The 12,809-nt window shown below is 65.3% G+C and carries 14 protein-coding genes; 2 read left to right on the plus strand and 12 right to left on the minus strand.

The window, feature by feature from the left end:
• Positions 1 to 3: 3 nt before the first annotated feature.
• A complete protein-coding gene (rpmF, locus tag KSS90_RS18540) occupies positions 4 to 186 on the minus strand; it encodes a 50S ribosomal protein L32 (RefSeq protein WP_008096416.1) in 183 nt (60 codons plus the stop codon).
• A 13-nt stretch (positions 187 to 199) separates the two neighbouring features.
• Positions 200 to 727, minus strand: a complete 528-nt coding sequence (locus KSS90_RS18545) for a YceD family protein (protein ID WP_023630499.1) — start codon at positions 725 to 727, stop codon at positions 200 to 202.
• Between the two features lie 96 nt (positions 728 to 823).
• Between KSS90_RS18545 and KSS90_RS18550 the strand changes: the two genes are divergently transcribed.
• Positions 824 to 1,402: a Maf family protein gene (locus KSS90_RS18550; RefSeq protein WP_217866739.1), complete on the plus strand. Its 579-nt coding sequence runs from the start codon at positions 824 to 826 to the stop codon at positions 1,400 to 1,402.
• Between the two features lie 120 nt (positions 1,403 to 1,522).
• Here KSS90_RS18550 and KSS90_RS18555 read toward each other — a convergent pair whose 3' ends face one another.
• From KSS90_RS18555 to rluC, 3 genes are read right to left on the minus strand one after another with little or no spacing between them, the layout of a single operon-like run.
• Complete coding sequence (locus KSS90_RS18555) at positions 1,523 to 2,509, minus strand: S49 family peptidase (protein ID WP_217866740.1); 987 nt, start codon at positions 2,507 to 2,509, stop codon at positions 1,523 to 1,525.
• Between the two features lie 2 nt (positions 2,510 to 2,511).
• Positions 2,512 to 3,192, minus strand: a complete 681-nt coding sequence (locus KSS90_RS18560) for an HAD family hydrolase (RefSeq protein WP_217866741.1) — start codon at positions 3,190 to 3,192, stop codon at positions 2,512 to 2,514.
• Positions 3,193 to 3,195: 3 nt separating this feature from the next.
• A complete protein-coding gene (rluC, locus tag KSS90_RS18565; RefSeq protein WP_217866742.1) occupies positions 3,196 to 4,149 on the minus strand; it encodes a 23S rRNA pseudouridine(955/2504/2580) synthase RluC in 954 nt (317 codons plus the stop codon).
• Between the two features lie 794 nt (positions 4,150 to 4,943).
• On the opposite strand from rluC, the gene rne reads away from it, so the two are divergent.
• Positions 4,944 to 8,159 (plus strand): ribonuclease E, encoded by a 3,216-nt coding sequence (gene rne / locus KSS90_RS18570; RefSeq protein ID WP_217866743.1) that lies wholly within the window; start codon positions 4,944 to 4,946, stop codon positions 8,157 to 8,159.
• A gap of 107 nt (positions 8,160 to 8,266) precedes the next feature.
• Here rne and murB read toward each other — a convergent pair whose 3' ends face one another.
• From murB to KSS90_RS18605, 7 genes are read right to left on the minus strand one after another with little or no spacing between them, the layout of a single operon-like run.
• Positions 8,267 to 9,286 carry a UDP-N-acetylmuramate dehydrogenase gene (murB, locus tag KSS90_RS18575; RefSeq protein WP_217866744.1) on the minus strand — a complete coding sequence of 340 codons (1,020 nt, stop codon included), beginning with the start codon at positions 9,284 to 9,286 and terminating at the stop codon, positions 8,267 to 8,269.
• The gene (locus tag KSS90_RS18580) at positions 9,283 to 9,747 is read right to left on the minus strand and encodes a low molecular weight protein-tyrosine-phosphatase (RefSeq protein ID WP_038705674.1); all 465 of its coding nucleotides are present in this window, start codon (positions 9,745 to 9,747) and stop codon (positions 9,283 to 9,285) included. The genes murB and KSS90_RS18580 overlap by 4 nt, the downstream gene beginning before the upstream one ends.
• Positions 9,747 to 10,511: a 3-deoxy-manno-octulosonate cytidylyltransferase gene (kdsB, locus tag KSS90_RS18585; RefSeq protein ID WP_038705673.1), complete on the minus strand. Its 765-nt coding sequence runs from the start codon at positions 10,509 to 10,511 to the stop codon at positions 9,747 to 9,749. Before kdsB ends, KSS90_RS18580 begins: the two co-directional genes overlap by 1 nt.
• The gene (locus KSS90_RS18590) at positions 10,508 to 10,693 is read right to left on the minus strand and encodes a Trm112 family protein (RefSeq protein ID WP_003247142.1); all 186 of its coding nucleotides are present in this window, start codon (positions 10,691 to 10,693) and stop codon (positions 10,508 to 10,510) included. The genes kdsB and KSS90_RS18590 overlap by 4 nt, the downstream gene beginning before the upstream one ends.
• Positions 10,694 to 10,726: 33 nt before the next feature.
• A complete protein-coding gene (gene lpxK / locus KSS90_RS18595) occupies positions 10,727 to 11,737 on the minus strand; it encodes a tetraacyldisaccharide 4'-kinase (RefSeq protein ID WP_217866745.1) in 1,011 nt (336 codons plus the stop codon).
• A complete protein-coding gene (locus tag KSS90_RS18600; protein WP_023632003.1) occupies positions 11,737 to 12,171 on the minus strand; it encodes an ExbD/TolR family protein in 435 nt (144 codons plus the stop codon). Before KSS90_RS18600 ends, lpxK begins: the two co-directional genes overlap by 1 nt.
• Positions 12,168 to 12,803 (minus strand): MotA/TolQ/ExbB proton channel family protein, encoded by a 636-nt coding sequence (locus KSS90_RS18605; RefSeq protein WP_028690976.1) that lies wholly within the window; start codon positions 12,801 to 12,803, stop codon positions 12,168 to 12,170. The genes KSS90_RS18600 and KSS90_RS18605 overlap by 4 nt, the downstream gene beginning before the upstream one ends.
• Positions 12,804 to 12,809 lie beyond the last annotated feature (6 nt).

Below are 12,809 nucleotides of genomic sequence, written 5' to 3' on the forward strand. Positions count from 1 at the left end.
GGATTACTCGTCAGCGCCCTTGTCGATCACTTTGCGACCACGGTATACGCCTTCTGGCGAAACGTGGTGACGCAGGTGTACTTCACCGGTGCTCTTCTCTACGGACAGGGCGTTTTCCGACAGGGCGTCGTGCGAACGGCGCATGTCACGGGCAGAGCGGGATTTTTTGTTCTGCTGAACAGCCATAATTGATTAACTCCTAAACGTTTGGGTCACGCTTTAACTGCGCCAATACACTGAACGGGTTGGACCGCGATACCTCGTCCTTGCTCGGCTCGGGCTCATCGAGTCCCGCCGGCTGCTGGCATTCTTCCGGATGATGAGCAGGCACGATCGGCAGGGCAAGCAACAGCTCTTCCTCGACCAACGCCTGCAGATCCAAAGGATCTTCGCCCAGTTCCAGCACGTCATAGCCTTTCGGCAACGACTGGGTATTCGCACCCTCCTTCACCACGGCGTACGTACATTCGCTGTGGATCGGCAGGGTGACCAGCTCAAGACAACGCTGGCAAACCATCTTGACCTCGACGTCCAGCGCGCTGTGGATAACCACCACATGCTGTTCATCTCGTTCAAAATCGAACTTCGCCTGCACCGTACCGACATTGTCGGAAAGCGGGTCGCAGAGTCTTTCCAAATCAGCGAGTTGCAGCGAACCTTCGAGGGTTACGCCACGATCAGCCAATTTGCGCGGGTCAACGTGAGGTGGAATCGGGTCATTCAACATAGGCGCAGCATTCTAGGGATGCACCCCCTCCCTGTCAAAGGAAATTAGGTGCCATCTCGCATGTTAGAATTCGGGGCAATTGCCCAGGAGTCTACCATGCTTCCCTTGTTACTGGCTTCCAGCTCGCCCTATCGTCGCGAACTGCTCACCCGCCTGCGCCTGCCCTTCACCTGGGCGAGCCCCGACCTTGACGAACGGCGCCTCGATGGCGAGCCCGCCGTCGAGCTGGTCCGTCGCCTGGCCCGACAGAAGGCCGAGGCCCTGGCCGCCAGCCACCCCGAGCACCTGATCATCGGCTCCGACCAGGTGGCGGTGCTGGGCGAGCAGATCCTCGGCAAGCCCCACACCTTCGAACGCGCCTGCGAGCAGTTGCTGGAGGCCAGCCGGCAGCAGGTCACCTTCCTCACCGGGCTGGCACTGCTGAACAGCGCCACCGGCCACTGCCAGGTGGATTGCGTGCCGTTTACCGTGACGATGCGCGAGCTGGATCGAGAGCGCGTGGAACGCTACGTGACGGCCGAGCAGCCACTGGACTGCGCCGGCAGCTTCAAGGCGGAGGGATTGGGGGTCAGCTTGTTCCAGAGCACCCATGGCTGCGATGCCACGAGCCTGATCGGGCTGCCACTGATTAGGCTGGTGGACATGCTGCACATGGAAGGCGTGCAGGTGCCCTGAAAGACTGGGGCCGCGAAGCGACCCTCTCGCCGGCAAGCCGGCTCCCACAGGGTGCGCCGTAATTTGTGGGAGCCGGCTTGCCGGCGAAAGGGCCGTGAAGCGGCCCCAATCGACTTCAGATCAACGCAGCGAAGGCCCCTGGAAGCCCATATACAGCGCAATGCGCTCCGCCACGCTGGCACCGATGCGCTTGGAGAAACGATCGAACGGCGACTCCTGCACGGTGAAGTCCACAAGATCCTTCTCACCCACGATTTCGCGGGCAACATAGCTGGCACTGCCCAGACCATCGACCAGACCCAGATCCTTGGCCTGCTCGCCCGACCAGATCAGCCCGCTGAACAACTCAGGGTGATCCTTGTCTTTCAAGCGCTCGCCACGCCCCTGCTTGACCATGGCGATGAACTGGCGATGCGTGGTATCCAGCACACCCTGCCAGAACGCGGTCTCTTCCGGCTTCTGTGGCGAGAACGGATCCAGGAAGGCCTTGTGCTCGCCCGCCGTGTAGGTGCGCCGCTCCACGCCCAGCTTGTCCATGGCGCCGACAAAGCCGTAGCCCGCCGCGGTGACGCCAATGGAGCCGACCAGGCTGGCCTTGTCGGCATAGATCTCGTCGGCCGCGCTGGCAATGTAGTAGGCGCCGGAGGCACCCAGGTCGGCGATCACCGCGTACAGCTTGATGGCCGGATATTCGGCGCGCAGACGGCGGATCTCGTCGTACACATAGCCCGCCTGCACCGGGCTGCCGCCCGGGCTGTTGACGCGCATGACCACAGCCTTGGTCTTCGGATCCTTGAACGCCTCGCGCAGGCTCTTGACGATATTGTCGGCGCTGGCAGGTTCCTGATCGGCAATCACCCCACGCACCTCGACCAACGCGGTATGGCTGCCGCTGCGCGAGGCAGCCTTGTCCACATCCATCAATGGCGTGAACAGGAACAGGATGCCGAACAGGTAAACGAAGGTCAGCAGCTTGAAGAAGATGCCCCAGCGCCGCGCCCGACGCTGCTCCTGGACACCCGCCAGCAAGGTCTTCTCCAGCAGCTTCCAGCTCTTGCGCTCTTCGCCAGCCTCGTCGGCCTCGGGCGCCTTCCACTCGTCAGTCATGCTCACCTACCTTGGAAATTGATCTGCGCAGGCTCGGCCAGCCATTCGCGCAACTGGGAAAAATGCTCGATGCACACCTGCGGGCCAAATTCGGCCAGGACCTGCAGCGACATGGCGCCATAGCCCACAGCGACCGAATGCATGCCGGCATTGCTGGCCATCTGCAGGTCGAACGCCGAATCTCCGACCATCAGCGCCCGCCCGGGTTCGACCTGGCAGTGAGCGAGAATCTCCTCGAGCATCAGCGGATGCGGTTTGCCGCGGGTTTCGTCGGCCGCCCGGGTAATGTCGAAGTAGGTATCCCAGCCATTGGCCTTGAGCACCCGATCCAGGCCGCGCCGCGCCTTGCCAGTGGCCACCGCCAGACGATACCCCTCGGCGCGGAATGCTTCCAGCGACTCGACCACACCGTCGAACAGCGGCGACGGCTGTTGATCCAGCGCCATATAGACATCGGCGTAATGCTGACGGAAAGCCTCGACCTGCTGCGCATCGAGGTGCGGGTACAGGGTGGCAATCGCCTCCCCCAGCGCCAGGCCAATGATGCCCTTGATCGCCTCGTCGCTGCTGGCGGCCTCCCCGGCACGCCCGGCGGCCACGTTCATGGCCTCGACAATGCGCCCGATGGAATCGGCCAGCGTGCCATCCCAGTCGAAGATCAGCAGGTCATAACTTTTATTCATGGCTCAGGACGCCAACCGCTCGATGGTCTTGGCCCACATCTCGTCCACCGGCGCCTCGAGCTTGAGCTCGCCGCCGTCGGGCAGCGGCACGGTCAACTGGTAGGCGTGCAGGAACAGGCGCTTGCCGCCCAGGTCGCGAATCTCGCGGCTGAAGTCCTCATCGCCGTACTTGCTGTCGCCGGCGATCATGTGCCCGGCATGCAGGGTGTGTACGCGGATCTGGTGGGTACGACCGGTGATCGGCCGCGCCTCGACGATGGTGGCGAACTCGCCGAAGCGGCGCAGCACGCGAAACATTGTCAAGGCCTCCTTGCCTTCGTCATTGACTTCGACCATGCGTTCGCCGGAGCGCAGATTGCTCTTCTGCAGCGGCGCATTGACCTGTTTCTTCGAGGTCGGCCAGTGGCCACGCACCAGCGCCATGTAGCGCTTGTCCACACCATCGCCGCGCAGCGCGGCATGCAGGTGGCGCAGCATGCTGCGCTTCTTGGCGATCATCAACAGGCCCGAGGTGTCGCGGTCCAGGCGGTGCACCAGCTCCAGCTCCTTGGCGTCGGGGCGCAACTGGCGCAGCGCCTCGATCACCCCGAAGCTCAGGCCGCTGCCGCCATGCACGGCGATGCCGGCCGGCTTGTTCATCACGATCAGCGCCTTGTCTTCATAGACGATGGCAGCCTCCAGGCGCTGCAACAGCCCCTGGGCCACGGGCGCGGGCTCGTCACGCTCGGGCAGGCGCACCGGCGGCACCCGCACGATATCGCCAGCCTGCAGCTTGTACTCAGGCTTGATCCGGCCCTTGTTGACCCGCACCTCGCCCTTGCGCAGGATGCGGTAGACCAGCGTCTTGGGCACGCCCTTGAGCGCGGTGATGAGGAAATTGTCGATGCGTTGGCCGGCAAGCTCCGGCGCGACTTCGATCAGCTGAACGCCGGAAGTCGGAGGGGTATTGGTCGTCATGGCGGGATCATAACAATTTTTTATGGAATTGAAGCACTTAATCATAACTGCTATAGTCGCGAACGCCGCCAAAAGCGGCAGGCCAGCGGCATCAGGCTCTACGCCGGCCCTGACCATCGCAATTCCGAGGACGCGAGGCCGTCCTACGGAGCGTTTGCCAGTTTAACTAAATGCCTGGAATCGCCACCAGCGCTGTGTAGAGAAGACCGAAAAAAAACGACAAGTGCGGTGTTTCACCTGCTTACCCGCTTCTTTTCGCCGTACCTCTGCCCGCCACCGTCGTTTCCGCGCATTCGGGCGAATGCTTCGGAAATACCTGCCTTGGATATGTCATGGCGCCAGCCCGGAACCGGGCTGGCGAAAAATGCAACCCGTTGCGGATTCAGCGCGCGGCAGCACCGAATTTTCAGGGATACGTGCAGGGTGGAGATGCACAGCCTTCGGACCGTGTGGCACCGAACCCGACCCAGCGCCCCACTCAACGGGCGATGAGCGGGCAAGGTCCTGAACAGACGCCCTAGTGGCATCCACGGACGACCGGTTGATTCCTCCTCCTGACTGAGTGCACCAGGCCCGCTCGATTGATTCGGATAACCTTCGAAAAGCTCGACAGGTCTTTTGGCACCGCAAAACAGGACGCGTCGTCGCGACAACGGCAGGCTGGGCAACCGGCTGGTGCCGAACGTCGTCAGACACGGGGGTGGTTCGCCACCCTTTGCGCACCTTGGCACCGATCATGAAAAGTCGTGTGTGCCGAACGCCGTTTCCGGCAGCCCGGAAACCGACGGTACAACATGAAAAGAATGCTGATTAACGCAACTCAACCCGAAGAGTTGCGTGTAGCCCTGGTGGACGGCCAACGCCTCTACGACCTGGACATCGAGTCCGGTGCCCGTGAGCAGAAAAAGGCCAACATCTACAAAGGCAAGATCACCCGGATCGAGCCCAGCCTTGAAGCCGCCTTCGTCGACTTCGGCTCCGAACGTCACGGCTTCCTGCCGCTGAAGGAAATCTCCCGCGAATACTTCAAGAAAGCCCCTGAAGGCCGGGTCAACATCAAGGAAGTCCTGAGCGAAGGCCAGGAAGTCATCGTCCAGGTCGAGAAGGAAGAGCGCGGCAACAAAGGCGCTGCCCTGACTACCTTCATCAGCCTGGCCGGCCGCTACCTGGTGCTGATGCCCAACAACCCGCGCGCCGGCGGCATCTCCCGCCGCATCGAAGGCGAAGAGCGCAACGAGCTGCGTGAAGCACTGAACGGCCTGACCGTTCCGGGCGACATGGGCCTGATCGTGCGCACCGCGGGCCTTGGCCGCAGCAGCGAAGAAATGCAGTGGGACCTCGACTACCTGCTGCAGCTGTGGACCGCCATCAAGGAAGCCTCGCTGGACCGTACCGCGCCGTTCCTGATCTACCAGGAAAGCAATGTCATCATCCGCGCCATCCGCGACTACCTGCGCCAGGACATCGGCGAAGTACTGATCGACAGCATCGACGCCCAGGAAGAAGCCCTGACCTTCATCCGCCAGGTGATGCCGCAGTACGCCAGCAAGGTCAAGCTGTACGAAGACAGCGTGCCGCTGTTCAACCGTTTCCAGATCGAAAGCCAAATCGAGACCGCCTTCCAGCGCGTCGTCGACCTGCCGTCCGGCGGCTCGATCGTGATCGACCCGACCGAAGCCCTGGTTTCCATCGACATCAACTCGGCGCGCGCCACCAAGGGCAGCGACATCGAGGAAACCGCCCTGCAGACCAACCTGGAAGCGGCCGAAGAGATCGCCCGCCAGCTGCGCCTGCGTGACATCGGCGGCCTGATCGTCATCGACTTCATCGACATGACCCCGGCGAAGAACCAGCGCGCCGTCGAAGAACGCGTGCGCGAATGCCTCGAGGCCGACCGCGCCCGTGTGCAGGTCGGCCGCATCTCGCGCTTCGGCCTGCTGGAAATGTCCCGCCAGCGCCTGCGCCCATCGCTGGGCGAGAGCAGCGGCATCGTCTGCCCGCGCTGCTCGGGTACCGGCATCATCCGTGACGTCGAGTCGCTGTCGCTGGCGATCCTGCGCCTGATCGAGGAAGAAGCCCTGAAGGACCGCACCGCCGAGGTGCGCGCCCAGGTACCGATCCCGGTGGCCGCCTTCCTGCTCAACGAGAAACGCAACTCGATCACCAAGATCGAACTGCGCACTCGCGCGCGCATCATCATCCTGCCGAACGACCACCTGGAAACCCCGCACTTCGAAGTCCAGCGCCTGCGCGACGACAACCCGGACGTGCTGAACAACCAGTCCAGCTACGAAATCGCCTCGGCCGAGACCGAAGAAGCGTCGCTGCCGACCGCCACCCGCACCCTGGTACGCCAGGAAGCCGCGGTGAAGACCGCACCGGCCCGCGCCAACGCTCCGGTACCTGCTGCTGCCGAAGAACAGCCTGCCGCACCGGCAACCGCCGCGCCGAGCGTACCGGAGCCAAGCCTGTTCAAGGGCCTGGTCAAGTCGCTGGTCAGCCTGTTCGCCGGCAAGGAAGAGCCTGCCGCCGCACCGGCCGTCACCACCGAAAAACCGGCCACCGAGCGTTCGCCACGCAACGAAGAGCGCCGCAACGGTCGCCAGCAGAGCCGCAACCGCAATGGCCGCCGCGAGGAAGACCGCAAGCCGCGTGAAGAACGCAGCGAGCGCGCCCCGCGTGAAGAGCGCCAGCCACGCGAAGAGCGTGCACCACGTGAAGAACGCGCCCCACGCGAAGAACGCCAGCGTCAGCCACGCGAAGACCGCCGTGGTAACCGTGAAGAGCGCGTGCGCGAACTGCGTGAGCCTCTGGATGCCGCACCGGCCCCGGCCGCCCGCGAAGAACGCGCCCCGCGTGAAGAGCGTGCGCCACGTGAGGAACGTGTAGCCCGTGAAGAGCGCGCACCGCGTGAAGAACGTGCCCCTCGCGAAGAGCGCGCGCCACGTGAAGAACGCGCCCCACGCGAAGAGCGTGCACCGCGTGAAGAACGCGCACCACGTGAAGAGCGTGCACCGCGTGAAGAACGCGCCCCTCGTGAAGAGCGTGCGCCACGTGAAGAGCGCGCTCCGCGTGAAGAGCGCCAGCTGCGCCCTGAGGCGCAGGCCGTCGAACAGGCCGCCGAGCTCGCCGAAGAGCAACTGCCGAACGACGAACTGCTGCAGGACGAGCAGGAAGGCACCGATGGCGAGCGTCCGCGCCGCCGCTCCCGTGGCCAGCGTCGTCGCAGCAACCGTCGTGAGCGCCAGCGCAACGCCAATGGCGAGCTGATCGAAGGTGATGAAGACGCCGGCGAAGAGCAGCAGCCACAACAGCACCAGGCCACCGAGCTGGGCGCTGAACTGGCCGCGGGCACTGCCGTCATCGCCGCCGTGGCCACCAGCAACATCAGCGCCGATGCCGAAGCCCAAGCCAACCAGCAGGCCGAGCGCGCCAGCGCCGCTGTCGCCGAAACCCAGGTGGAAATCACCGAGGTCGTGGCCGAGCAGGTCGCCATCGCCCCGGTGGTCGAGCAACCGGTCAGCGAGCCAGTGGTCGCCGTCGAGCCGAGCATCGAACCGGTGGTCGAAGTAGCGCCGCAGCCAGTGGTCGAAGAAGCCCCTGCCGAGCAGCCTGCAGTCGTCGCCGAGGCGGTGCAAGCCCCTGCCGTGGAAGCCGGTGAAATCGAGCAGCCGCAGGTAGTCGAAGCCACCGTGGTCGAAACCCCGGTAGCCGAGCAGCCTGTAGCGGTCGTCGAGCCAGTGGTCGAGGCCCAGCCGGAAGTGGCTGAAGCACCTGCCGCCGAGCCTGCGCCGATCGTTGCCGAGCAGGCGCCCGAGGAAGCACCGGCCCCGGTCGAGGCGCCTTCGGCGATGCTGGCCAACGGCCGCGCCCCGAACGACCCACGTGAAGTGCGTCGCCGCAAACGCGAAGCCGAAGCTGCAGCCGCCGCTGCCGCCCAGGCCGCTGCCGAAGCCGCCCCTGCGCAAGCGCTGGAAACCGCCGATGAGCACAAGCCTCATCACGGTTGATAGCCTCGGCTGAATGAAAAAGCCCCGCCAGTGCGAACTGGCGGGGCTTTTTCTTTGCCGGGATGGTAACGGCTCTACTGGTGATCCGGGCTTGCCCCGCGATAGAGTCAGTACAAGTTCGGCTCCATCTCCAGCTCGACCCCAAAGCGCTCAAGGATATCCGCCTGGATCCGCCGAGCCAGCCCATGCAACTGCGCCCCGCTCGCCTGGCCGTAATTCACCAGCACCAGCGACTGCAAACGATGTACACCGGCATCGCCATCGCGATAGCCCTTCCACCCCGCCTGCTCGATCAACCAGCCCGCAGCCAGCTTCACCTGGCCGTCGGCTTGCGGATACGCCACCACACCTGGATGCTCGGCACGAATGCACTCGGCCAGCGCAGCAGGCACCACAGGATTCTTGAAGAAGCTCCCGGCGTTACCCAGCTCAGCCGGATCCGGCAATTTTTCCCGACGGATACTGCAGATCGCATCGCTGATCGCCTGCGCGGTCGGCTGCTCGATCCCCTGCTCCGCCAGGCGCTGACGCACCGGGCCGTAGTCCAGGTGCGCCTGCAACGACCGGCTCAGCGCAAAGCGCACGCGCAGGATCAGCCAGCGGCCCGGATTGCGCTTGAACAGGCTGTCGCGATAACCGAAACCGCACGCCGCCAGCGAGAAGTCACGCAGCTCGCCGGTCTGGCGGTCCAGCGCGGTCAAGCCGGCGAACACATCCTTGATTTCCACGCCATAGGCGCCGACGTTCTGCATCGGCGCAGCGCCGACGGTGCCGGGGATCAGGCTGAGGTTCTCCAGCCCGCACAGCCCCTGGTCGAGGCTCCACTGCACGAACGGATGCCAAGGCTCGCCGGCCTCGGCCTCGACCACCACGTGCTCGCCGTCGTCGCTGAGCAGGCGCCGCCCACGGCTGGCCATATGCAGCACCAGGGCGTCGACATCGCGGGACAGCAGCAGGTTGCTGCCACCGCCAATGACCAGCACCGGCACCTGCCGTGCAGCGGCCTGGGCCAGTGCCTGGCGGGCCTCGTCGTCGTCATGGGCCTGGGTGAAATAACGGGCGCTGACGTCGATGCCGAAAGTGTTGTAGGGCTTGAGCGATACCCGCTCCTGCCAGTTCGCCGTCATAACCGCCCCTTGATTTCCACGACCAGCTCGCGGCACGCCGCCTCGATCAGGTCCAGGACCTGCTCGAAGCCCTCAGCGCCGCCGTAATAGGGGTCGGGTACTTCGTCCAGGGCCGCGCCGTAACGACGCAGGAACAGGTCGAGCTCGCCCGTGGCGTTGTGCGGGCGCAGGGCCTGCAGGTTGCCGAGGTTGCTCTTGTCCATGGCCAGGACCAGGTCGTACTCGGCAAAATGCGCCGCCTTGACCTGCTGGGCGCGCTGGCGCGACAGGTCGTAGCCGCGGGCCAGCGCGGCCTTGCAGGTACGGCTGTCGGGCGCCTTGCCGACATGCCAATCGCCGGTACCGGCGGAGGCCACATGCACCACGTCACCGAGGCCTGCGGCCTCGAGCTGATGGCGCAGCACGCCTTCGGCGGTCGGCGAGCGGCAGATATTGCCGAGGCAGACGAATAGAACGCGCATCAGGCCTCCAGCAAGCGCCGCACGCGCTCCAGGTCTTCAGGGGTGTCCACGCCCACGGCCGGGGCCTCGATGGCATCGGCAACGTGGATGCGCACGCCGTGCCACAGGGCACGCAACTGCTCCAGCGACTCGGTCTGCTCCAGCCAGCATGGGCCCCAGGCGACGAAGTCCTGAAGGAAACCCACGCGGTAGGCATACATGCCGATATGGCGGCGGTACGGCACACCTTCGGGCATGCGCTCACGGTCCTTGGCAAACGCGTCGCGGGCCCAGGGCAGTGGCGCGCGGCTGAAGGTCAGGGCCAGGCCGTTCTTGTCGCTGACCACTTTCACTGCGTTGGGGTTGAAGATGGTTTCCGGCGCGTGGATCGGCTCGGCCAGGGTGGCGATGCCGGCCTCGGGGTGCGCGGCGAGGTTGGCCGCCACCTGGTCGATGATCACCGGCGGAATCAGCGGCTCGTCGCCCTGCACGTTGACCACGATGGCATCGGCGGCCAGGCCCAGCTGGGCGGCGACCTCGGCCAGGCGGTCGGTGCCCGACTCATGGTCGGCGCGGGTCAGCAGCACTTCGGCGCCGAACGCCTGGCAGGCCTCGACGATGCTGGCATCGTCGGTGGCGATGACCACGCGGCTGGCGCCGCTCTTGCGCGCCTGCTCCCACACATGCTGGACCATCGGCTTGCCGGCGATCGCCAGCAGCGGCTTGCCCGGCAGGCGCGTGGAGCGCAGCCGGGCGGGGATCACCACGGTGAAGTCCAGGCTCATTTGTCCAGGCGCTCGTCGTCGGTCAGGGTGCGCGCCTCGCTTTCCAGCATCACCGGGATGCCATCGCGAATCGGATAGGCCAGGCCCGCGCCCTTGCTGATCAGCTCGGTCTTGTCGGCGCTGAGCTTGAGCGGGCCCTTGGTGATCGGGCAGGCCAGGATATCGAGCAGTTTGGTGTCCATGGGAGCTTCCTTGAAACGGAAATTGAAAAAGGCTCAGGGCCGGGGGCGGCCAGGCAGCAGGCGATCGAGCTCGGTGTCGAACCAGGCGACGAACGCCTGCGAGGGTACGGCGTCGACCGCCAGGTACCACCAGTCGTCGGCAGCGAACGGCCGGCATTTCACCGCATCCTTCTCGGTCATCACCAACGGCAGCGGCGGGCTGAACGACAGCACTTCGCGGCTGTACGGCGCATGGTCGGCAAAGGGGTGCGGCACCGGCTGCCAGTTTAGCCCCAGCAGGGTGTTGAAGAAACGTTGCGGGTTGCCAATGCCGGCCACGGCGTGCAGCGCCTGGCCAGCGGGAAACAGGTCGAGCTCGCGGCGCTCGCCGCTGCGCAGGTTGATCAGTGCCGACGGCTGCAGGCGGAAGGCAAAGCCGCCGTCGCGGTCAGCCTCGGCGCCATTGAACAACACCGCGTCGGCCTCGGCCAGGCGCTCGGCGGGCTCGCGCAATGGGCCGGCCGGCAGGCAGCGGCGATTGCCCAGGCCCCGGGCAGCGTCGATCAGCACCAGCTCCAGGTCGCGGGCCAGGCGGTAATGCTGCATGCCGTCATCGCACAGGATCAGGTCCGGCGCGTCGCTGGCCAGCAGCGCCTGCACGGCACGGGAGCGGTCGGGGTCGATCACCAGCGGCACGCCGGTGCGCTGGACGATCAGCAAAGGCTCGTCGCCGGCCTGATCGGCGAGCTGGTCGGCGGCGACACGCCAGGGATACTGCGGCGGCTTGGCGCCGTAGCCACGGCTGACAACGCCGACCTTCAGCCCCTGCTGGCGGCAGCGCTCGATCAGCCAGAGGATCATCGGTGTCTTGCCGGTGCCGCCCACGGTGATATTGCCCACCACGATCACGGGCACCGGGGCACGGTAGCTGCGGCTGATGCCGCTGAGAAAGCGCGCACGATTGCGCGTCACCACACGACGATACAGCGCCTCCAGCGGGCGCAGCAGGGCCAGCGCCGGGTGCCCGGCATACCAGGCGGCGAGCAGACGGTCGGCGAAGGCCATCAGGGATTGCCCTGCGCGGCCTCGACGGTGGTCATGCGCAACTTGCTGAAGCCGAGCTTGCCGGCCGCATCCATTGCGGTGATCACAGCCTGGTGCGGGGTCTTGCCATCGGCGCTGATCGCCAGCGGCAGGGTGATGTCACCGCCGGACTCCTTCTCGATGGCTTCGGTCAGGGTGGCCAGGTCGCTCTTGGGCAGCAGGTGGTTGTTGACCGAATACACGCCGTCGGCACTGATGGTGACTTCGATCAGCTTGCCATCATCGGGCTGCGCGGGCGCGGCACTGCTTGCTTCGGGCAGCTCGACACGCAGCTGGGTCTCGCGGGTGAAGGTGGTGGTAACCACGAAGAACAGCAGCAGCACGAACACCACGTCGATCAACGACGCCAGGTTGATGTCGACGTTCTCGCGCTGGCGATTGCGCCGGAACTTCACGCCTTGCCTCCGGCAACTTCCACTTCGCGGTCGCCCTGCAGCACCTCGACCAGCTTGATCGCCTCCTGCTCCATGCCCACCACCAGCTCATCGATGCGGCGCAGCAGGAAGCGGTGGAAGAACACCGCCGGGATACCGACCATCAGGCCGGCCGCGGTAGTGACCAAGGCCTTGGAGATACCGCCGGCCAGTACCGCGGCGTTGGCGGTCATCTGCGAGCCCATGAAGGCGCTGAAGATGTCGATCATGCCCAGCACGGTGCCCAGCAGGCCCAGCAACGGGGCCATGGCGGCGATGGTGCCGAGGGTGCTGATGTAGCGCTCCAGCTCGTGGATGACCCGCGAGGCGGCCTCTTCGATGCACTCTTTCATGATCTCGCGACCATGGCGCGAGTTGGCCAGGCCGGCGGCAAGGATCTCGCCCAGCGGCGAATCGGCGCGCAGGGCCTTGAGTTTGTCACTGGTGAGCTGCTTGTCCTTGATCCACATCCATACCTGGCCCAGCAGGTGCGGCGGGGTGACACGGCTGGCGCGCAGGGTCCACAGGCGCTCGACGACGATCGCCATGGCAGCGATGGAGCTCAGGATGATCGGTAGCATCATCCAGCCACCGGACTTGACCAATTCCCACACAGTAAG

Source organism: Pseudomonas maumuensis, assembly GCF_019139675.1.
GTDB lineage: Bacteria > Pseudomonadota > Gammaproteobacteria > Pseudomonadales > Pseudomonadaceae > Aquipseudomonas > Aquipseudomonas maumuensis.

Bases quoted from the DNA above. Each gene is read 5' to 3' on its own strand.
- rluC (WP_217866742.1), bottom strand. From the start codon at position 4,149: ATGACGACCAATACCCCTCCGACTTCCGGCGTTCAGCTGATCGAAGTC.
- murB (WP_217866744.1), bottom strand. From the start codon at position 9,286: ATGACGGCGAACTGGCAGGAGCGGGTATCGCTCAAGCCCTACAACACT.
- rpmF (WP_008096416.1), bottom strand. From the start codon at position 186: ATGGCTGTTCAGCAGAACAAAAAATCCCGCTCTGCCCGTGACATGCGC.
- KSS90_RS18545 (WP_023630499.1), bottom strand. From the start codon at position 727: ATGTTGAATGACCCGATTCCACCTCACGTTGACCCGCGCAAATTGGCT.
- lpxK (WP_217866745.1), bottom strand. From the start codon at position 11,737: ATGGCCTTCGCCGACCGTCTGCTCGCCGCCTGGTATGCCGGGCACCCG.
- KSS90_RS18560 (WP_217866741.1), bottom strand. From the start codon at position 3,192: ATGAATAAAAGTTATGACCTGCTGATCTTCGACTGGGATGGCACGCTG.
- rne (WP_217866743.1), top strand. From the start codon at position 4,944: ATGAAAAGAATGCTGATTAACGCAACTCAACCCGAAGAGTTGCGTGTA.
- kdsB (WP_038705673.1), bottom strand. From the start codon at position 10,511: ATGAGCCTGGACTTCACCGTGGTGATCCCCGCCCGGCTGCGCTCCACG.
- KSS90_RS18590 (WP_003247142.1), bottom strand. From the start codon at position 10,693: ATGGACACCAAACTGCTCGATATCCTGGCCTGCCCGATCACCAAGGGC.
- KSS90_RS18550 (WP_217866739.1), top strand. From the start codon at position 824: ATGCTTCCCTTGTTACTGGCTTCCAGCTCGCCCTATCGTCGCGAACTG.
- KSS90_RS18555 (WP_217866740.1), bottom strand. From the start codon at position 2,509: ATGACTGACGAGTGGAAGGCGCCCGAGGCCGACGAGGCTGGCGAAGAG.
- KSS90_RS18580 (WP_038705674.1), bottom strand. From the start codon at position 9,747: ATGCGCGTTCTATTCGTCTGCCTCGGCAATATCTGCCGCTCGCCGACC.